This is a genomic window from Pseudaminobacter soli (ex Li et al. 2025) (assembly GCF_029892515.1).
Taxonomy (GTDB): Bacteria; Pseudomonadota; Alphaproteobacteria; order Rhizobiales; family Rhizobiaceae; genus Pseudaminobacter; species Pseudaminobacter soli_A.
On the sequence record NZ_JARXVF010000016.1, the window covers coordinates 1 to 18,932 of the forward strand.

At 61.3% G+C, this 18,932-nt stretch carries 14 protein-coding genes, 1 tRNA gene and 1 pseudogene; 1 reads left to right on the forward strand and 15 read right to left on the reverse strand.

Annotated elements, in window-relative coordinates:
• The 4 genes from M2281_RS28925 to rpsL form a co-directional block, all read right to left on the reverse strand.
• On the reverse strand, window positions 1-95 hold a 95-nt coding region (locus M2281_RS28925), incomplete at its 3' end, for a GTP-binding protein (protein WP_018010120.1).
• Window positions 96-161: 66 nt separating this feature from the next.
• Window positions 162-2,252 (reverse strand): elongation factor G, encoded by a 2,091-nt coding sequence (gene fusA, locus M2281_RS28930; RefSeq protein WP_280824666.1) that lies wholly within the window; start codon window positions 2,250-2,252, stop codon window positions 162-164.
• Window positions 2,253-2,284: 32 nt separating this feature from the next.
• Window positions 2,285-2,755 carry a 30S ribosomal protein S7 gene (gene rpsG, locus M2281_RS28935; RefSeq protein WP_280824667.1) on the reverse strand — a complete coding sequence of 157 codons (471 nt, stop codon included), beginning with the start codon at window positions 2,753-2,755 and terminating at the stop codon, window positions 2,285-2,287.
• Window positions 2,756-2,815: 60 nt separating this feature from the next.
• The gene (gene rpsL, locus M2281_RS28940) at window positions 2,816-3,187 is read right to left on the reverse strand and encodes a 30S ribosomal protein S12 (RefSeq protein ID WP_008837709.1); all 372 of its coding nucleotides are present in this window, start codon (window positions 3,185-3,187) and stop codon (window positions 2,816-2,818) included.
• A 475-nt stretch (window positions 3,188-3,662) separates the two neighbouring features.
• Here rpsL and M2281_RS28945 point away from each other — a divergent pair, with 475 nt between their 5' ends.
• Complete coding sequence (locus tag M2281_RS28945) at window positions 3,663-3,944, forward strand: transcriptional regulator (RefSeq protein ID WP_280824668.1); 282 nt, start codon at window positions 3,663-3,665, stop codon at window positions 3,942-3,944.
• Window positions 3,945-4,387: 443 nt separating this feature from the next.
• Here the strand turns inward: M2281_RS28945 and rpoC are convergent, their stop codons facing one another.
• The 11 genes and pseudogenes from rpoC to M2281_RS29000 all read right to left on the reverse strand — a co-directional run.
• Entirely contained in the window at window positions 4,388-8,584 is a 4,197-nt protein-coding gene (gene rpoC / locus M2281_RS28950; protein WP_280824669.1) for a DNA-directed RNA polymerase subunit beta', read from the reverse strand.
• Between the two features lie 188 nt (window positions 8,585-8,772).
• Window positions 8,773-12,909, reverse strand: coding sequence for a DNA-directed RNA polymerase subunit beta (rpoB, locus tag M2281_RS28955; protein ID WP_280824670.1), 4,137 nt, complete (start codon window positions 12,907-12,909; stop codon window positions 8,773-8,775).
• Between the two features lie 213 nt (window positions 12,910-13,122).
• Window positions 13,123-13,497 (reverse strand): 50S ribosomal protein L7/L12, encoded by a 375-nt coding sequence (gene rplL / locus M2281_RS28960; RefSeq protein ID WP_280824671.1) that lies wholly within the window; start codon window positions 13,495-13,497, stop codon window positions 13,123-13,125.
• A 55-nt stretch (window positions 13,498-13,552) separates the two neighbouring features.
• The gene (rplJ, locus tag M2281_RS28965) at window positions 13,553-14,071 is read right to left on the reverse strand and encodes a 50S ribosomal protein L10 (protein ID WP_280824672.1); all 519 of its coding nucleotides are present in this window, start codon (window positions 14,069-14,071) and stop codon (window positions 13,553-13,555) included.
• A gap of 354 nt (window positions 14,072-14,425) precedes the next feature.
• Complete coding sequence (rplA, locus tag M2281_RS28970; RefSeq protein WP_280824673.1) at window positions 14,426-15,124, reverse strand: 50S ribosomal protein L1; 699 nt, start codon at window positions 15,122-15,124, stop codon at window positions 14,426-14,428.
• 4 nt (window positions 15,125-15,128) lie between these two features.
• On the reverse strand, window positions 15,129-15,557 hold the full coding sequence (rplK, locus tag M2281_RS28975) for a 50S ribosomal protein L11 (protein ID WP_106722465.1): 429 nt from the start codon (window positions 15,555-15,557) through the stop codon (window positions 15,129-15,131).
• A gap of 162 nt (window positions 15,558-15,719) precedes the next feature.
• Window positions 15,720-16,259, reverse strand: a complete 540-nt coding sequence (gene nusG / locus M2281_RS28980; RefSeq protein ID WP_280824674.1) for a transcription termination/antitermination protein NusG — start codon at window positions 16,257-16,259, stop codon at window positions 15,720-15,722.
• 28 nt (window positions 16,260-16,287) lie between these two features.
• The gene (secE, locus tag M2281_RS28985; protein ID WP_106722463.1) at window positions 16,288-16,491 is read right to left on the reverse strand and encodes a preprotein translocase subunit SecE; all 204 of its coding nucleotides are present in this window, start codon (window positions 16,489-16,491) and stop codon (window positions 16,288-16,290) included.
• Window positions 16,492-16,793: 302 nt separating this feature from the next.
• A tRNA-Trp gene (locus M2281_RS28990) sits at window positions 16,794-16,869 on the reverse strand.
• 161 nt (window positions 16,870-17,030) lie between these two features.
• Entirely contained in the window at window positions 17,031-18,623 is a 1,593-nt protein-coding gene (locus M2281_RS28995; RefSeq protein ID WP_280824675.1) for a hypothetical protein, read from the reverse strand.
• A gap of 162 nt (window positions 18,624-18,785) precedes the next feature.
• Window positions 18,786-18,932, reverse strand: a pseudogene (locus M2281_RS29000) (EF-Tu/IF-2/RF-3 family GTPase); the annotation flags it as partial.

The window sequence follows — 18,932 nt, forward strand, 5'->3', positions numbered from 1 at the left end:
ATCGCAGCCGTCAGCGACGTCTTGCCATGGTCAACGTGACCAATCGTGCCAATGTTCACATGCGGCTTGTTGCGCTCAAATTTACTCTTAGCCATGTGAAGTCTCCATTCTTATCCGCCGCTTACGGCATTGAATTAGGTTACTGGTGTAATTCCTCGGAATTACGCGTATTTCTTCTGAACTTCCTGAGCAACAGCGGTCGGAACCGGCTCGTAGTGGTCGAACTGCATCGTGTACTGGGCGCGGCCCTGCGACATCGAGCGCAGGCTGTCCACGTACTTGAACATGTTCGCGAGCGGAACCATCGCGTTGACAACGACGGCGATACCGCGGGTCTCCTGACCCTGGATCTGACCGCGACGGCTGTTCAGGTCACCGATCACGCTGCCGACATAGTCTTCCGGCGTGACAACCTCGACCTTCATGACCGGCTCGAGCAGCTGGACGCCGAGCTTCCCGGCAGCTTCGCGGAGAGCGGCGCGGCCAGCGATTTCGAACGCCAGGACGGACGAGTCGACGTCGTGGAAAGCACCATCGATAAGCGTCGCCTTGACGCTGATCATCGGGAAGCCAGCGAACGGACCCGAGCTCAGAACGCTGCGGATACCCTTTTCGACGCCCGGGATGTATTCCTTCGGAACCGCACCACCGACGATCTTGGACTCGAACACGAAGTCTTCGCCCTCGGCGTTCGGCTCGAACACCAGCTTGACGCGGGCGAACTGACCGGTACCACCCGTCTGCTTCTTGTGGGTGTAGTCCTGCTCGTGGGAGCGGGTGATCGTTTCGCGATAGGCCACCTGCGGAGCACCGACGTTCGCCTCAACCTTGAACTCGCGACGCATACGGTCGACGAGGATGTCGAGGTGAAGTTCGCCCATGCCGGCGATGATGGTCTGGCCCGACTCTTCGTCGGTCTTGACGCGGAAGGACGGATCTTCAGCAGCCAGGCGGTTGAGCGCGAGGCCCATCTTTTCCTGGTCGCCCTTGGTCTTCGGCTCGATCGCGATCTGGATGACCGGCTCGGGGAATTCCATGCGCTCCAGGATGACCGGCTTCAGCGGATCGCAAAGCGTGTCGCCCGTGGTGGTTTCCTTGAGGCCGGCCAGCGCAACGATGTCGCCAGCGAAGGCTTCCTCGATGTCCTCACGGGAGTTCGAGTGCATCTGCAGCATACGGCCGATGCGCTCTTTCTTGCCCTTCACGGTGTTCTCAAGCGAGATGCCCTTGGTGAGCTTGCCCGAGTAGATGCGGCAGAAGGTGAGCGAGCCGACGAACGGGTCGTTCATGATCTTGAACGCGAGCATCGACAGCGGCTCGTCGTCCGACGACTTGCGATCGATCTCGGCTTCCGTCTTGGGGTCGATACCCTTGATCGCCGGCACTTCGATCGGCGACGGCAGGAAGTCGACGACGGCGTCGAGCAGCGGCTGCACGCCCTTGTTCTTGAAGGCAGTGCCGCAATAGACCGGATGGAATTTGACTGCGATCGTGCCCTTGCGGATCAGCTCGCGGATCTGGTCGTTGCTCGGCAGGTTACCCTCGAGATAGGCCTCCATAGCGGCCTCATCCATCTCGACAGCAGCCTCGATCATCTTCTCGCGGTACTCTTCGGCCTTGGCCTTGAGGTCCGCCGGGATCTCGATGACGTCCCAGGCAGCACCGAGCGACTCGTCGCGCCAAACCAGGGCATTCATCTCGATCAGGTCGACAACGCCCTTGAACTCGCTCTCAGCGCCGATTGGCAGCTGCATGGCAACCGGGATCGCACCGAGGCGCGACTTGATCATGTCGAGGCAGCGATAGAAATCGGCGCCGATCTTGTCCATCTTGTTGCAGAAGATCATGCGCGGGACATGATACTTCTCAGCCTGACGCCAGACGGTCTCGGTCTGCGGCTCAACGCCGGCATTCGAGTCGAGCAGCGCGATCGCGCCGTCGAGAACGCGCAGCGAACGCTCAACCTCAATGGTGAAGTCCACGTGGCCCGGCGTGTCGATGATGTTGAAGCGGCGCTGCTTGCCGTCACGGCCCTTCCAGAAGGTCGTGGTGGCAGCCGACGTGATCGTGATGCCGCGTTCCTGCTCCTGCTCCATCCAGTCCATGGTCGAGGCGCCATCGTGCGTCTCGCCCATCTTGTGGCTCTTGCCGGTGTAGTAAAGGATACGCTCGGTCGTCGTCGTCTTGCCGGCATCGATGTGCGCCATGATGCCGAAATTGCGATAGTCTTCGATTTTATATTCGCGGGCCATGGGAGGTGCCTCTCACTCGTTCGTTCGCGCTGTTACCAGCGGTAGTGCGCGAAGGCGCGGTTGGCTTCAGCCATCTTATGCGTGTCTTCACGCTTCTTGACAGCGGTGCCGCGATTGTTGGCAGCGTCCAGCAGCTCACCCGACAGACGATCGACCATGGTGGTCTCGTTGCGGTTGCGAGCGGCAGTGATCAGCCAACGGATGGCGAGAGCCTGGCGGCGCTCCGGACGGACATCGACCGGGACCTGGTAGGTCGCACCACCGACGCGACGCGAACGCACTTCGATGTGCGGGGCGACGTTGTCAAGGGCCTGATGGAACAGAGCCACCGGCTCCTGCTTGGTCTTGGCCTGAACCTGGTCAAGCGCACCGTAGACGATCGTTTCGGCGATCGACTTCTTGCCGTCGTACATAACGGCGTTCATGAACTTCGTGATAACCAGATCGCCGAACTTCGGGTCCGGGTTGATCTCACGCTTCTCTGCACTGTGGCGTCGGGACATGTTTCTCGTCTCTCAACTTCGAAGCTCGACGCGACTGCAGTGCGCCGTAGCCGATAAATCTTACTTCGGACGCTTGGCGCCGTACTTCGAACGACGCTGCTTGCGGTTCTTCACGCCCTGCGTGTCGAGCACGCCGCGGATGATGTGATAGCGCACGCCCGGAAGATCCTTCACGCGACCGCCGCGGATCATGACCACGGAGTGCTCCTGAAGGTTATGGCCTTCACCGGGGATGTAACCAATCACCTCAAAGCCGTTGGTCAGGCGAATCTTCGCGACCTTACGCAGCGCAGAGTTCGGCTTCTTCGGCGTCGTCGTATAGACGCGCGTGCAGACACCGCGCTTCTGCGGATTGGCCTGCATGGCCGGAACCTTATTGCGCTTCACCGGCGCAATGCGCGGCTTGCGGATCAGCTGGTTGACGGTAGGCATTAAACCCTCTTGTCTCTCAATTCGTGTCTCGAGCCCATTCACGGGCGGCTTCAAGCGTCATTCCCATACGCAAATTCGGGCCACAAACCGCGTTATCACGGTGCGCCCGAACAAAAAGCAGAGGAAGCTGTAACGCTTCTTGCACGCCGGAAATGTGTATGCGCTCGTAAAACGAACCTTGTTTGAGGCAAACTCCAGAGCGCGTCGCTCCGGAAAGCCAGACCTCACATGGGTTCAGACGAGGCGGGTAATACGCGCAACACCGGGTATCGTCAACCCCACAGCGCGCGAAACGTTAACAAAACAGCGCTTTGGCGTGTCCAGCTGAACGCGGCGAAATAATCTTGCGTCATTTCGCATCTGCGAAGCAGAATGTGACCCGCTTTGGCCTGTCCCCGGCTCTAGCTTCATGCGAAAAGCCGGATAAGGACGGTGTAGCGATGCCGCCGAGGCCCTGCAAGCAAGGAATCACGTTATGAACGACAATGAGGAACGGCCCGTCACCATCATCACCGGACGCGTTTGGCGCCAAAAAGGCGGCAAATCAGAGGGTGTGCATGTGATGCTGGTCGCGCCGGACGACGACTCAGCCGTGCGCCAGGCGCTCGAGGCCCTTGCCAAGGAAGGTTATGCCGAAGCCGAGCTCGACCAGATCGGCGACATGCAAGGCGAACCCGATGACGAGCCGCATTTCTCCGCCTTCCAAGGCGCGCTCGAGGGCGAAGTCTCCATCATTACCTTCGACGAAGATCGCTGATTGCCGAGCTGCTCGATCGGGCAGCCGAATCCCAGGACCGTGAGCTCATAGCCCTGCCCTGCGTGCGACGAAGACGAACGGAAAAGCGAAAACAAAAAGACCGCCCGGATGGGGCACAACCGGGCGGTCAAAGCGCGGTCGAAGCGGCAAAGCCGCTCGTCGAAGCCGCGTGATCGAATTCAGTCGCCCCCCCAACACCCCTGCCGGCGGATTCGCGACACGTCTCAGTTCTAAATTCCGGATGTGCTCCCCACAGCCTGTCCGGCGCAGACTGCCTGCAACCCTAGGCAACCCTTCATCACTAATATCAAACTAAAGCTGTAACCGTCACCCCCCATTTGGGGGCCGCTTCGCTTTCGTATGAAGAAAGTACACAGTTCGCAGCAAAAAGGCCGCCGGGTCACCCCGGCGGCCTTTCATTTTCAAGCTTTGTCCGCGTGCCCTTACTGGGCAGCGTTGACCATGTCGGTCAGCATCGGCTCTGCAACTTCCACGCCCGAACCCTTGCGGCGCTCGTCGAGGATGAGCTCGTCGCGATGCGTCGCAATGCGACGGATCTGATTCATCTGACCGCCGGTGCCGGCCGGGATGAGACGGCCGACGATGACGTTTTCCTTCAGACCCTGCAGCATGTCGGTCTTGCCGGCAACTGCTGCTTCGGTCAGCACGCGCGTCGTCTCCTGGAAGGAGGCCGCCGAGATGAAGGACGGCGTCTGCAGCGAGGCCTTGGTGATGCCGAGCAGCACCGGCTGACCTTCCGCAGGCTTCTTACCTTCCTCGACCAGACGATCGTTGACCTCGTCGAACTCGATGACGTCGACGTGATCGCCCGGGATGTAGACCGAGTCGCCCTGAGCGGTGATCTCGATCTTCTGCAGCATCTGACGAACGATGACCTCGATGTGCTTGTCGTTGATCGACACGCCCTGCAGTCGGTAGACTTCCTGGATTTCGTTCACGAGGTAGGAAGCCAGAGCTTCCACGCCCTTGATCGCCAGGATGTCGTGCGGTGCCGGGTTGCCGTCGAGGATGTAGTCGCCCTTCTCGATGGCGTCACCGTCCTGGAGATGGAACGGCTTGCCCTTCGGGATCAGATATTCGACCGGCTCAAGCGTCGAGTCATGCGGCTCGATGATGATGCGGCGCTTGTTCTTGTAGTCGCGGCCGAAGCGGATCGTACCGTCAATCTCGGCGATGATGGCGTGATCCTTCGGACGACGGGCTTCGAAGAGTTCGGCAACACGCGGCAGACCGCCGGTGATGTCCTTCGTCTTCGCGCTTTCCATCGGGATACGCGCCAGCACGTCACCCGGCTTCACATGTGCGCCCGGCTCGACCGACAGAATGGCCTCAACCGAGAGCATGAAGCGGGCATCGCCGCCCTTCGACAGCTTGCCGACCTTGCCCTTCGAGTCGAGTACGGTGATCGCCGGCTTGAGGTCCGTACCGCGCGGCGTGGACCGCCAGTCGATAACCTCACGCTTGGTGATACCGGTCGACTCGTCGGCGGTTTCCTGAACGGAGATACCGTCGACCAGGTCTTCGAACGACACGCGGCCCTCGATTTCGGTCATGATCGGGCGGGTATACGGGTCCCACTCGGCGACACGCTGGCCGCGCTTGACCTTGTCGCCATCGTCCACATAGACGCGCGAACCGTAGGTGACGCGGTGTGCCGCGCGCTCCTTGCCGGCCTCGTCGAGGATCAGGATCGCCATGTTGCGGCCCATCACCACGAGGTTGCCATCGGAATTGCGCACGACGTTGCGGTTGCGGACCTGGACCGTGCCTTCATACGAAGCTTCGAGGAACGAGGAGTCCACCACCTGCGCCGTACCACCCATGTGGAAGGTACGCATGGTGAGCTGGGTGCCCGGCTCGCCGATCGACTGCGCGGCGATGACGCCGACCGCTTCACCCTGGTTGACCGGGGTACCGCGGGCAAGGTCACGACCGTAGCAGACGGCGCAGACGCCGACCTTGACCTCGCAGGTCAGTGCCGAACGGATGCGGACGGTCTGGATACCAGCCTTCTCGATCTGCTCGATGTCGCGCTCGTCCATCAGCGTACCGGCCTTGACGATCAGATCGCCCGTCAGCGGGTGATTGATGTCGTCGAGCGCGGTGCGGCCGAGGATGCGCTGACCGAGCGAGGCGACCACCTGGCCGGCATCGACGATCGGCTGCATGGTGAGGCCCTTGTCGGTGCCGCAATCAACCGAGTTGACGATGCAGTCCTGCGCCACGTCGACGAGACGACGGGTCAGGTAGCCGGAGTTCGCGGTCTTCAACGCGGTGTCGGCGAGACCCTTGCGGGCGCCGTGGGTCGAGTTGAAGTACTCGAGAACGGTGAGGCCTTCCTTGAAGTTCGAGATGATCGGCGTCTCGATGATTTCGCCCGACGGCTTGGCCATGAGGCCGCGCATGCCGGCGAGCTGACGCATCTGGGTCGGCGAGCCACGCGCACCGGAGTGCGACATCATGTAGATCGAGTTCATCGGCTTCTGACGGCCGCTGTCCTCGAACTCGACGGCCTTAATGCGGGCCATCATCTCGTCGGCGACCTTTTCCGAGCACTTGGCCCAGGCGTCGACCACCTTGTTGTACTTCTCGCCCTGAGTGATCAGGCCGTCATTGTACTGCTGCTCGTATTCCTTCGCGAGCGCTTCGGTGTCGGCGACCAGCTTGTGCTTAGTGTCCGGAATGACCATGTCGTCCTTGCCGAACGAAATGCCGGCGCGGCAGGCATGGGCAAAGCCGAGTGCCATAATGCGATCGCAGAAAATGACCGTCTCCTTCTGACCGCAGTGGCGGTAGACGGTGTCGATCATCTTGGAGATGTTCTTCTTGGTCATCTCCTGGTTGCAGGTCTCGAACGGCACGTTGACGTTCTTCGGCAGCAGTTCGCCGAGGATCATGCGGCCCGGGGTCGTGTCATAGATCTTCGACACGACGTTGCCTTCGGCGTCGACCGTCTTGAAGCGACCCTTGATCTTGGCGTGCAGCGTGACAGCCTTGGTCTCGAGAGCGTGCTGGAGTTCGCCCATGTCGGCAAACACCATGCCCTCGCCCGGCTCGTTCTGGTTGACGATCGACAGATAGTACAGACCCAGCACCATGTCCTGCGACGGCACGATGATCGGCGCGCCGGAGGCCGGGTGCAGGATGTTGTTGGTCGACATCATCAGAACGCGTGCTTCGAGCTGAGCCTCGAGCGACAGCGGCACGTGAACGGCCATCTGGTCGCCGTCGAAGTCGGCGTTGAAGGCCGTGCAGACGAGCGGGTGAAGCTGGATCGCCTTGCCTTCGATCAGAGTGGGTTCGAAGGCCTGGATGCCGAGGCGGTGCAGCGTCGGAGCGCGGTTCAGCAGAACCGGGTGCTCGCGGATGACCTCGTCCAGGATATCCCAGACTTCCGGCTTTTCCTTCTCGACCAGCTTCTTGGCCTGCTTGACGGTGGACGAGTAGCCCTTGGCGTCAAGGCGCGCATAGATGAACGGCTTGAACAGCTCGAGCGCCATCTTCTTCGGCAGGCCGCACTGATGCAGCTTGAGCTCCGGACCGGTCACGATGACCGAACGGCCCGAATAGTCGACGCGCTTGCCGAGCAGGTTCTGACGGAAGCGGCCCTGCTTGCCCTTGAGCATGTCGGACAGCGACTTCAGCGGGCGCTTGTTGGCGCCGGTGATGACGCGGCCACGGCGGCCGTTGTCGAACAGCGCGTCCACAGCTTCCTGCAGCATGCGCTTTTCGTTGCGGATGATGATGCCCGGGGCGCGCAGCTCGATGAGGCGCTTCAGACGGTTGTTACGGTTGATGACGCGGCGATAGAGATCGTTCAGATCCGACGTCGCGAAGCGGCCACCGTCCAGCGGCACCAGCGGACGCAGGTCCGGCGGGATGACCGGGACCACCTTCATGATCATCCATTCCGGACGGTTGCCGGATTCCATGAAGTTCTCGACCACCTTCAGGCGCTTGAGCAGCTTCTTCTGCTTCAGCTCCGAGGTCGTCGAGGCAAGGTCCGAACGCAGCTCGCCCGCGATCTTCTCCAGGTCCATGCTGGCCAGCAGCTCATGAATGGCTTCGGCGCCGATCATGGCCGTGAACTGGTCCTCGCCGTACTCGTCGACGGCGATCATGTACTCTTCTTCGGAGAGGAGCTGGTTTTCCTTCAGCGCCGTCAGGCCCGGCTCGGTGACGATGTAGTTCTCGAAATAGAGAACGCGCTCAATGTCCTTGAGCGTCATGTCGAGCAGCGTGCCGATGCGCGAGGGCAGCGACTTCAGGAACCAGATGTGGGCGACGGGCGCGGCGAGCTCGATGTGGCCCATGCGCTCGCGGCGAACGCGCGACAGCGTCACTTCCACGCCGCACTTCTCGCAGATGACGCCCTTGTACTTCATGCGCTTGTACTTGCCGCACAGGCACTCGTAGTCCTTGATCGGGCCAAAGATGCGCGCGCAGAACAGGCCGTCACGTTCCGGCTTGAACGTACGGTAGTTGATCGTCTCCGGCTTCTTGATCTCGCCGAACGACCAGGAAAGGATCTTCTCCGGGCTGGCGAGCGAAATCCGGATGGAATCGAACACCTGTGCCGGGGCGTTGTTGTTGAAGAGATTCATGACCTCTTGGTTCATGTCGTTCTCCTTCTCGGGACCCGGGGCCCCAATCGAAAATAGGCGGGCGTCAAACCCTTGGTGATCCGTCCGAACGCCGCCGCTTCGTTGGCGCTACCGGATCCATGCATGCGGCCGAGCGGTCCCGGCCTGAATTTCTGGCGGCTTCGCCGCGGAGCTTTTCGGCTCCGCGGCGCACCATTTGCCTGTTACTCGGCCGCGTCGGGCAACTGCGCCGGAGCATCCTCGACGCGAGTGTTTTCCAGCTCGACGTTGAGACCCAGCGAGCGCATTTCCTTGACGAGAACGTTGAAGCTCTCGGGAATGCCTGCCTCGAAAGAGTCGTCGCCGCGCACGATCGCCTCGTAGACCTTGGTACGGCCTGCCACGTCGTCCGACTTCACGGTCAGCATTTCCTGCAGCGTGTAGGCGGCGCCGTAAGCCTCGAGCGCCCAGACCTCCATTTCGCCGAAGCGCTGGCCGCCGAACTGCGCCTTGCCGCCCAGCGGCTGCTGGGTGACGAGCGAGTACGGGCCGATCGAACGCGCGTGGATCTTGTCGTCCACGAGGTGGTGAAGCTTGAGCATATAGATGTAGCCCATCGTCACCTTGCGATCGAACGGCTCGCCCGTGCGTCCGTCGTAGAGCTGCGACTGACCGCTCGTGTGCAGACCCGCCTGGGCCAGCATCGAGTTGATGTCAGCCTCGTGCGCACCGTCGAACACCGGGGTCGCGATCGACACACCGCGCTTCATCTGCTGGCCGAGGCGAACGACGCTCGCGTCATCGAAGCTACGAACCGGCTCGTTGCGGTCGTTGTTCGGGATGATGCTCTCGATCGTCTCACGCAGCGGCTTGATGTCGCCGTCTGCCTTGTACGCCTCGATCAGCTCCCCGATCTTCCGACCCATGCCAGCGCAGGCCCAGCCCAGATGCGTCTCCAGGATCTGGCCGACGTTCATACGCGACGGCACGCCCAGCGGGTTGAGCACGATGTCGGCATGCGTACCGTCTTCGAGGAACGGCATGTCCTCGACCGGAACGATGCGCGACACGACACCCTTGTTGCCGTGACGGCCGGCCATCTTATCGCCGGGCTGCATCTTGCGCTTCACAGCCACGAAGACCTTGACCATCTTCATGACCCCGGGGGGCATCTCGTCGCCGCGCTGCACCTTCTCGACCTTGTCCATGAAGCGCTGTTCGAGCGCCTTCTTGGAGTCGTCGTACTGGCCGCGCAAAGCCTCGAGCTCGCTCTGGAGCTTCTCGTCCTCGACGGCGAACTGCCACCACTGCGAACGCGGATAGTCGGTCAGAGCCTCGCGGGCCAGAACGGTACCCTTCTTGAAGCCCTTCGGACCGGCAATCGCTTCCTTGCCCTGCAGCGTGTCAGCCAGACGGCTGTACACGTTGCGGTCGAGAATCGCCTGCTCGTCGTCACGGTCCTTGGCGAGACGCTCGATCTCTTCGCGCTCGATCGCCATGGCGCGCTCGTCCTTCTCCACGCCGTGGCGGTTGAAGACGCGAACTTCCACGACGGTGCCGTAGGCCCCGGGCGGCATGCGCATGGAGGTGTCACGGACGTCGGACGCCTTTTCACCGAAGATGGCGCGCAGAAGCTTCTCTTCCGGCGTCATCGGGCTTTCGCCCTTCGGAGTGATCTTGCCGACAAGAATGTCGCCAGGCTGCACTTCCGCACCGATGTAGACGATACCGGCTTCGTCGAGGTTCTTCAGCGCTTCTTCCGAAACGTTCGGAATGTCGCGCGTGATTTCCTCAGGCCCGAGCTTCGTATCGCGAGCCATGACCTCGAACTCCTCGATGTGGATCGAGGTGAAGACGTCGTCGGCGACGATGCGTTCGGACAGGAGGATCGAGTCCTCGTAGTTGTAGCCGTTCCACGGCATGAACGCGACGAGCACGTTGCGGCCGAGCGCCAGATCGCCCAGGTCGGTCGACGGACCGTCGGCGATGATGTCGCCCTTCTCGATCGGATCACCGACATTCACCAGCGGGCGCTGGTTGATGCAGGTGTTCTGGTTCGAGCGCTGGAACTTCATCAGGCGGTAGATGTCGACGCCGGACTTGCCGGGATCGAGATCTTCCGTCGCGCGGATAACGATACGGGTCGCGTCCACCTGGTCGACGATACCGCCGCGGCGTGCGGCGATCGCAGCACCCGAGTCACGGGCGACGATCGGCTCCATGCCGGTGCCGACGAACGGAGCCTCGGCGCGCACCAGCGGCACGGCCTGACGCTGCATGTTCGAGCCCATCAGAGCGCGGTTGGCGTCGTCGTTCTCAAGGAACGGGATGAGCGCCGCAGCAACCGAAACGAGCTGCTTGGGCGACACGTCCATGAGGTCGACGTTTTCGCGCGGAGCCATCATCACTTCGCCGGCGTGGCGGCAGATGACGAACTCTTCAACGAAGCCGCCCTGAGCGTCTAGTTCGGCGTTTGCCTGTGCGACGTAGTGCTTGGCCTCTTCCATCGCCGACAGATAGACGACGTCCTGCGTGACCTTGCCGTCCACGATCTTGCGGTACGGGGTCTCGATGAAGCCGTACTTGTTGACGCGGGCGAAGGTCGCGAGCGAGTTGATCAGACCGATGTTCGGGCCTTCCGGCGTTTCGATCGGGCAGATACGGCCATAGTGCGTCGGGTGAACGTCGCGGACTTCGAAGCCAGCGCGCTCGCGAGTCAGACCACCAGGTCCAAGAGCCGAGAGACGGCGCTTGTGGGTGATTTCCGACAGCGGGTTGGTCTGGTCCATGAACTGCGACAGCTGCGAGGAACCGAAGAACTCGCGCACGGCCGCAGCCGCCGGCTTGGCGTTGATCAGGTCCTGCGGCATGACCGTGTCGATCTCGATCGAGGACATGCGTTCCTTGATCGCGCGCTCCATGCGGAGCAGGCCGACGCGGTACTGGTTCTCCATCAGCTCGCCGACCGAACGGACACGACGGTTTCCGAGGTTGTCGATGTCGTCGATCTCGCCCTTGCCGTCACGCAGTTCGACCAGCGTCTTGACGACCGCTATGATGTCATCCTTGCGCAGAACGCGCACGGTGTCCGGGCAGTCGAGGTCGAGACGCATGTTCATCTTCACGCGACCCACGGCCGAAAGGTCGTAGCGGTCGGCGTCGAAGAACAGCGAGTTGAACATCGCGTCGGCAGTGTCGAGCGTGGGCGGCTCGCCCGGGCGCATGACACGGTAGATGTCGAACAGCGCGTCCTGACGGCTCTCGTTCTTGTCCACGGCAAGCGTGTTACGGATGTAGCCGCCGACGTTGATGTGGTCGATGTCGAGGACGGTGAATTCCTCGGCGCCGGTCGACAGCAGCGTCTTCAGCGTCTTTTCATCGATCTCGTCGCCGGCTTCGAGGAAGATCTCGCCGGTGCGGTAGTCGACGATGTCCTCGGCCAGATAGTTGCCGTACAGATCGTCCTCGGTCGCCTTGATGGCCTTGAGGCCCTTTTCGGCAAGCTGACGGGCCTGACGCGCGGTGATCTTCTTGCCGGCCTCGACAACGATTTCGCCGGTGTCGGCGTCGATGAGGTCGTCAACCGCCTTCAGGCCCTTGAAGCGATCAACGCTGTAGGGCACGCGCCAGTGGTCGCCGGAGCGCTTGTACTCGATCTTGTTGTAGAAGGTGGAGAGGGTTTCCTCGCCATCCATGCCAAGCGCCATGAGCAGCGACGTCACCGGGATCTTGCGGCGACGGTCGATACGGGCGTGCACGATGTCCTTCGAGTCGAACTCGATGTCGAGCCACGAGCCGCGATAGGGGATGACGCGCGCGGCAAAGAGCAGCTTGCCGGACGAGTGCGACTTGCCCTTGTCGTGGTCGAAGAAGACGCCCGGCGAACGGTGCATCTGGGAGACGATGACGCGCTCGGTGCCGTTGACGATGAAGGTGCCGTTCGACGTCATGAGCGGCATGTCGCCCATGTAGACGTCCTGCTCCTTGATGTCCTTGATGGACTTGGCGCCGGTATCCTCGTCAATATCGAACACGATGAGGCGCAGCGTCACCTTGAGCGGCGCGGCATAGGTCAGGTCGCGCTGACGGCACTCGTCAACGTCGAATTTGGGCGCCTCGAACTCGTACTTGACGAATTCGAGCATCGACGCGCCGGAGAAATCGGAGATCGGGAAGACCGACTTGAAAACAGCCTGGAGCCCCTCGTCAGGGCGCCCACCCTTCGGTTCCTCGACCATGAGAAACTGGTCATACGATGCCTTCTGAACCTCGATAAGGTTCGGCATCTCCGCAACCTCCGGGATGTTCCCGAAGAACTTGCGTACGCGTCTGCGGCCATTGAAAGTCTGGTTCTGGGCCATCGTCGCTCCTTGCTGCCTCTCTTGGGGCGCGGCCTCTCGCGCCTTGCAACTTCTAACCGCCCTGCCCGGCGGTTCATCTGAAACGGGTGAAAACCCGTTTCCTGAAAGCCGGCTTCCGGCCCTCAGGAAAGAGGTTTTCCAGACACTTGCGCGTCACGCCCGCCGTAGCGGAACGGCGGACGGCTGATCGCCGTCCGCCAGCAAGCGTAACGCTTACTTCAGTTCGACCTTGGCGCCAGCAGCTTCGAGCTGGGCCTTGATCTTCTCGGCGTCGGCCTTGGAAGCGGCTTCCTTAACCGGCTTCGGAGCGCCTTCGACCAGGTCCTTAGCTTCCTTGAGGCCCAGGCCGGTGATGGCGCGGACTTCCTTGATGACCTCGATCTTCTTGTCGCCGGCCGAAGCCAGGATGACGTCGAACTCGGTCTTCTCTTCAGCCGGAGCGGCAGCAGCAGCGCCAGCAACAGCGGCGACAGCAACCGGAGCAGCGGCGGAAACGCCCCACTTCTCTTCCAGCATCTTCGACAGCTCAGCCGCCTCGAGGACGGTCAGGGCCGACAGGTCTTCTACGATCTTGGCGAGATCAGCCATTTTTCAGTTCCTTATTGAAAGTTCGAACAATTGTTGATGACAGCGAGGAACGGCCTCATGCCGCCTCGTCCTTCCGGGCATAAGCGCCAAACACGCGGGCAAGCTGAGCTGCCGGTGCGTTGACGACCTGGGCGATCCGGGTTGCAGGCGTGCTGATCATACCGACCAGACGTGCACGCAGCTCGTCGAGCGACGGCAGGCTCGCGAGAGCCTTGACGCCATCCGCGTCGAGCGAGGTCGAGCCCATTGCACCACCGAGAATGACAAGCTTGTCATTGCCCTTGGCGAATTCGGACGCGATCTTCGGTGCGACAACCGGATCTTCCGAATAGGCGACCAGGGTCTGTCCAATGAACAGGCTCTGGATGCTTTCGGAATCCGTGCCCTGAAGAGCGATCTTGGCGAGGCGGTTCTTCGCGACTTTGACGGTGCCACCGGCTGCGCGCATCTTCGAACGAAGATCGTTCATCTGCGCAACGGTGATGCCGGCATAGTGGGCCACGACGACCGAACCAGCGCCCGAGAACGCTTCATTCAGGTTCGTGACGAGCTCGCGTTTTTCCGCTCTATCCACTGCCTATCTCCAGTTGACAGTCATTCTTGCGAACAACTGCCGGGTTGCCTTCTGCCGGGCAGGCTATCCAGAACTTCCGGATCTCCCGAACGGCGCTCGAGGATCCTGCCCCCTTTTCGCCATCCAGCCAGGCCGGACGCAGCAAAAGGCAAACACGGTTCGAACCTTTCATTGGAGCATTCGCTCCTTTGTCGGGTCTTCACCCGTCTCATGCAGGCTCAAATGAATTAAGGCGAGCCGCCTGCAATCTCGGACAGGATGTCCGGAAACGTTTTACCGCTTCCGGTATCCGGACCCTGAGGCCCGGAATTCGTTAGGGATCAGGCCGTTGCGGCCTGATCCCAATTCATCAGATCAAGCCGTGACCAGCGTGGCCACGTCGACCTTGAGGCCCGGGCCCATCGTCGAGGTCAGCGAGACCTTCTTGACGTAGACGCCCTTGGCACCGGTCGGCTTGGCCTTGTTGACGGCGTCAGCGAAGGCGCGGACGTTCTCTTCCAGGGCCTTGACGTCGAACGACAGCTTGCCGACGCCACCATGGATGATACCGGCCTTCTCGACGCGGAACTCAACCGCACCGCCCTTCGATGCCTTGACGGCGCCGGCGATGTCGGTGGTCACGGTGCCGACCTTCGGGTTCGGCATCATGCCGCGCGGGCCGAGCACCTTACCCAGACGGCCGACGAGCGGCATCATGTCCGGGGTGGCGATGCAGCGATCGAAGTTGATCTCGCCCTTCTGGACGATCTCGACCAGATCCTCGGCACCCACGATGTCGGCGCCAGCAGCGCGGGCTTCGTCAGCCTTGGCATCCTTGGCGAACACGGCGACGCGAACCGTACGGCCCGTGCCATTCGGCAGGTTGACGACGCCACGGACCATCTGGTCGGCATGGCGAGGATCGACGCCGAGGTTCATCGCGATTTCAACGGTTTCGTCGAACTTCACGGTCGAACGGTCCTTCAGCAGCTGGATCGCCTCACCCAGGCCATAGGCCTTGTTGGGGTCGATGCCTTCGCGGGACTTGACTACGCGCTTTCCAATCTTTGCCATCGTCTTAGCCCACCACTTCCAGGCCCATCGAACGGGCAGAGCCCTCGACCATACGCATGGCCGCTTCGATGTCGTTTGCGTTCAGGTCCTTCATCTTGGCTGCGGCGATCTCGCGAACCTTCTCGCGGCTGACCTGGCCGGCCTTCGTCTTGCCGGGCTCCTTCGAACCCGACTTCAGGTTCGCAGCCTTCTTCAGGAAGTAGCTCACCGGCGGCGTCTTCATGACGAAGGTGAACGACTTGTCCTGATAATAGGTGATCACGACCGGAACGGGCGAACCCTTTTCCATTTCCTGCGTCTGGGCGTTGAACGCCTTGCAGAATTCCATGATGTTGATGCCACGCTGACCAAGCGCAGGACCGATCGGGGGCGACGGCGTGGCCGAACCCGCGGATACCTGGAGCTTGAGCTGGCCTGCAACTTTCTTAGCCATCTCTATCTGCCTTGCTTCTTAAAGCCGGATTATTCCAGCGGTTGCAGTTTGGTGGTTTGGACGGTCGCGGCCGGCTAAGCCGGACAATCCTCCCACCGTTTCGGCGAACGGGCGCACCCGCCGCCAGCCGCACCGCCCCAAACGGGAGTGCGGCAATCCGGGTCAGCCCTTTTCGACCTGCCCGAATTCGAGATCGACAGGCACGGCGCGCCCGAAGATCGAAACCTCCACCTTGAGCCGCGCACGCTCCTCGTCCACTTCCTGGACGAAACCGTTGAACGAGGCAAAGGGACCATCCGAGACGCGAACCTGCTCGCCGATCTCGAAGGTAACCGACGGCTTGGGCCGCTCGACGCCTTCCTGCACCTGGTGCAGGATGCGATCGGCTTCCTTGTCGGTAATGTGCATCGGCTTGGCCGTATGCTTGTCTTCACCCAGGAAGCCCGTCACGCGCGGGGTGTTCTTCACAAGGCTGATGATCTCGTCGTTCAGGTCGGCCTTGAGCAGCACATAGCCCGGGAAGAACTTGCGCTCGGCGTCCACCTTCTTGCCGCGACGGACTTCGACGACCTTCTCGGTCGGAACGACGATCTGCTCGATGCGTTCGCTCAGGCCCTTCTGCTTGGCCTTGTGCTCGATATCCTCGGCGACCTTCTTTTCGAAGTTCGAGTAAGCATGGACGATGTACCAACGCGCGGTCATTGCAAGACTTCTCCGTATTCGCCGATGTTCAACGACCGATGCCGAGCAGCAACGAGATTGCGTAAGCCATCAATTGGTCAGCCGCAAAGAAGAAGATCATCGCGATTATCGCGAACACGATAACCATGATCGTCGAAATCAATGTCTCGCGCCGAGAGGGCCACGTAACCTTTGCCGTCTCCGACCTGACCTGCTGGAAGAAGGTAAAGGGATTGGTGGTTTTTGACGCCATCTGCCGCTCTGCTTTCAAAGACCCGGAAACCGGACCCCATGGATGTTCCCGTCGACCGGGAGTTGCCTTGCCTGGCTGCGGCTCCCCACACGAATCAATGTGGTTACCCCGCCCATGCATTTGGGGCGCGTAAAGCCGGCTATCCAGCTCCACGCGCCGCGTGTCTGTTGTCCCTACATAAGACCGATTCTCGACACGTGCAAGTGCCTAAACCTGTCTTACCTGCCAAACGCCTTTTGTCGGAACCATCCAATCGTGCCGACAACGGCTATATCGACATTCGCTATCGCCGAAGGCGATGCTGGCAGGGGCAACAGGGCTCGAACCTGTGACCTGCGGTTTTGGAGACCGCCGCTCTACCAACTGAGCTATACCCCTAACGCGGCTGCTTCATTTCACAAAGAGCGCGGCGTTGCAAGTGCCATGCAAAGATTTTGCGGCCCTACCGCACGGACTTCCCCGGTGGATGGGTGCGGCACCCCTTGGCGCGCAAGCACTATCCACGCCCTGCCCTTTTTCAGGTCGCCGTTGATCTGTGGCTACCCATTGCAGTTGGCCGGCTTGGGAGTCTGCCGACAGATGCCCCCGTCAACGACCGAATCGACGGTGAGATTCGTGGTTGTCAGAAGCCGCCGCAGGTAGAGGCGCCACTGAGAATACGAATCAAGGCTGTCGGCAATTTTTTCTTCCAGCGCACCGGGATGCACACCCATCTCACCCAGATAGGCATCCACGGCGAACCTTGTATTGTTGCTCAACCCGCCCGGAGGGCTCCATGCCACGGCGGTATGGTAGCCGGCGAGTCGCTGGGTGCCTCCAGCAAGAACGAGCACGCAGCCGAAAACGCAAACCCCGCCGGAAGAGACGGCGTTGCCAGTATAGCGGTCGCGATTCGGTCGGCAGTTGTCCGAGCTGGGCAAACACCCGCTAATGGCTGTACTGCCGACGACAGTCGTCAACTCGGCCTTTCGGACCAGGCGCCCGAGGGCCATTGCGGCCGCCAGATTGCCGCCGGAGGAGTTCAGCACCAATGGCAGCCTGCGCTGACCCAAGCCCTTCAGGAGCTTCTCAAGCCGCTCTGGCGCCCTTGTATCGATCACACCCTCGGCGGCGATCCACTCCGGGCAATTGGGTTCGCAGCCGGTTTCGTCGGATCGGACCACGACGAATTTCATGAGCCCTTCCGGGTTCAGCGCCATCCGAATGTCTTTGCCGGAAGAACCGGCGTCGACGAGATCGATGCAGTTGTCGCCGCTCGGCAGTTCCAGGCAACGACCGGGCTGAACGAGCGATTCCGGCGCCTGAAACCCCGTAATCACCTTCAGATCAATCAACTCCGGCCAGGTGAGCTGCCTCATGTCGGCAGCTGCCGTTCCTTGCGCCACCGCCAGATAGGACTGGGAAAGACCCATTTCCTTGAGAAAGCCAAGCATCAGCGTTTTCGTCTGGTTGGCCAGCTTCGTGGTCTTGTAGCTCTTCAACTTCTTCCGCTGAACGACCTTCCTTTCGGTCACTCGCTTCTTGCCATTCACGAGCTGGTAGCGCTCACGGTAGAAGACCTGTTCCCGGCTGACGGTGGTCGTGATCTGGTGAACACCCACGTAGGAACTTTCACCGGCCAATCGCTCGACACCACCGGCCAACATGAGCGGGCAGGCCGAAGCGCAGATACCGCGCACGAGCACTCCCAGATATACGCCGGTTTCCTTTTGCGTTTCGAGGCAGTCCTTGCGCTCGGGCAGGCATCCCACCAGGAGCGCGCCGCCGACCGCAGTGTCCAGCCCCCGCCCCCGGATCATGCGCGCAAGCTTGATCGCAGCCTCGACATTGCCACCTGGCGAGTTGATTACGACCGGCAGGCGTTGTCGGCCGATCCTCTTCAGCAGGCGCTGGAACTGCGCAGGCGTGTCGCCCACGATCTCGCCATTCGCCCATATCCATTGCGGACAGGTCGGCTCGCAGGCGGGGCTGCTGCTCCGCACCACGACAAACTTCATCGGTTGGAAATCGCTCGCCTCGTTCGAGGCTTTCTTTGCGGAAGCTCCGGCCGCGAACGCGAATTGGAACAGAAACGCCGCCGCAAACGCAGTGAGCATGATCAGGCGAGTAACGCGAAAACGCCGCTTGGCCACTACACAACCCCACAGCTCGCTATTGCCATCTATACTAGCAACGCCGGGGACGCTTTCAATCACCGCACTATGATTGCGGTGTTAACCTTAAGTAGATGCCACTTCCGAAAAACGAAAAGGGCGGCCGAAGCCGCCCTTTCCTCAAGCAGTATGCTTGCAGACTTATTCCGTGATCGAGACCACGACGCCGGCGCCGACGGTGCGGCCGCCTTCACGGATAGCGAAGCGCAGCTTCTCTTCCATGGCGATCGGCACGATCAGCGTCACGTCGACGGTGATGTTGTCGCCCGGCATCACCATCTCGGTGCC

Excerpts from the sequence above, each read along its gene's own strand:
- fusA (WP_280824666.1), bottom strand. The coding sequence starts at position 2,252 with ATGGCCCGCGAATATAAAATCGAAGACTATCGCAATTTCGGCATCATG.
- rplA (WP_280824673.1), bottom strand. The coding sequence starts at position 15,124 with ATGGCAAAGATTGGAAAGCGCGTAGTCAAGTCCCGCGAAGGCATCGAC.
- nusG (WP_280824674.1), bottom strand. The coding sequence starts at position 16,259 with ATGACCGCGCGTTGGTACATCGTCCATGCTTACTCGAACTTCGAAAAG.
- rplL (WP_280824671.1), bottom strand. The coding sequence starts at position 13,497 with ATGGCTGATCTCGCCAAGATCGTAGAAGACCTGTCGGCCCTGACCGTC.
- M2281_RS28945 (WP_280824668.1), top strand. The coding sequence starts at position 3,663 with ATGAACGACAATGAGGAACGGCCCGTCACCATCATCACCGGACGCGTT.
- rpoB (WP_280824670.1), bottom strand. The coding sequence starts at position 12,909 with ATGGCCCAGAACCAGACTTTCAATGGCCGCAGACGCGTACGCAAGTTC.
- secE (WP_106722463.1), bottom strand. The coding sequence starts at position 16,491 with ATGGCGTCAAAAACCACCAATCCCTTTACCTTCTTCCAGCAGGTCAGG.
- rpsG (WP_280824667.1), bottom strand. The coding sequence starts at position 2,755 with ATGTCCCGACGCCACAGTGCAGAGAAGCGTGAGATCAACCCGGACCCG.
- rplK (WP_106722465.1), bottom strand. The coding sequence starts at position 15,557 with ATGGCTAAGAAAGTTGCAGGCCAGCTCAAGCTCCAGGTATCCGCGGGT.
- rpsL (WP_008837709.1), bottom strand. The coding sequence starts at position 3,187 with ATGCCTACCGTCAACCAGCTGATCCGCAAGCCGCGCATTGCGCCGGTG.
- rpoC (WP_280824669.1), bottom strand. The coding sequence starts at position 8,584 with ATGAACCAAGAGGTCATGAATCTCTTCAACAACAACGCCCCGGCACAG.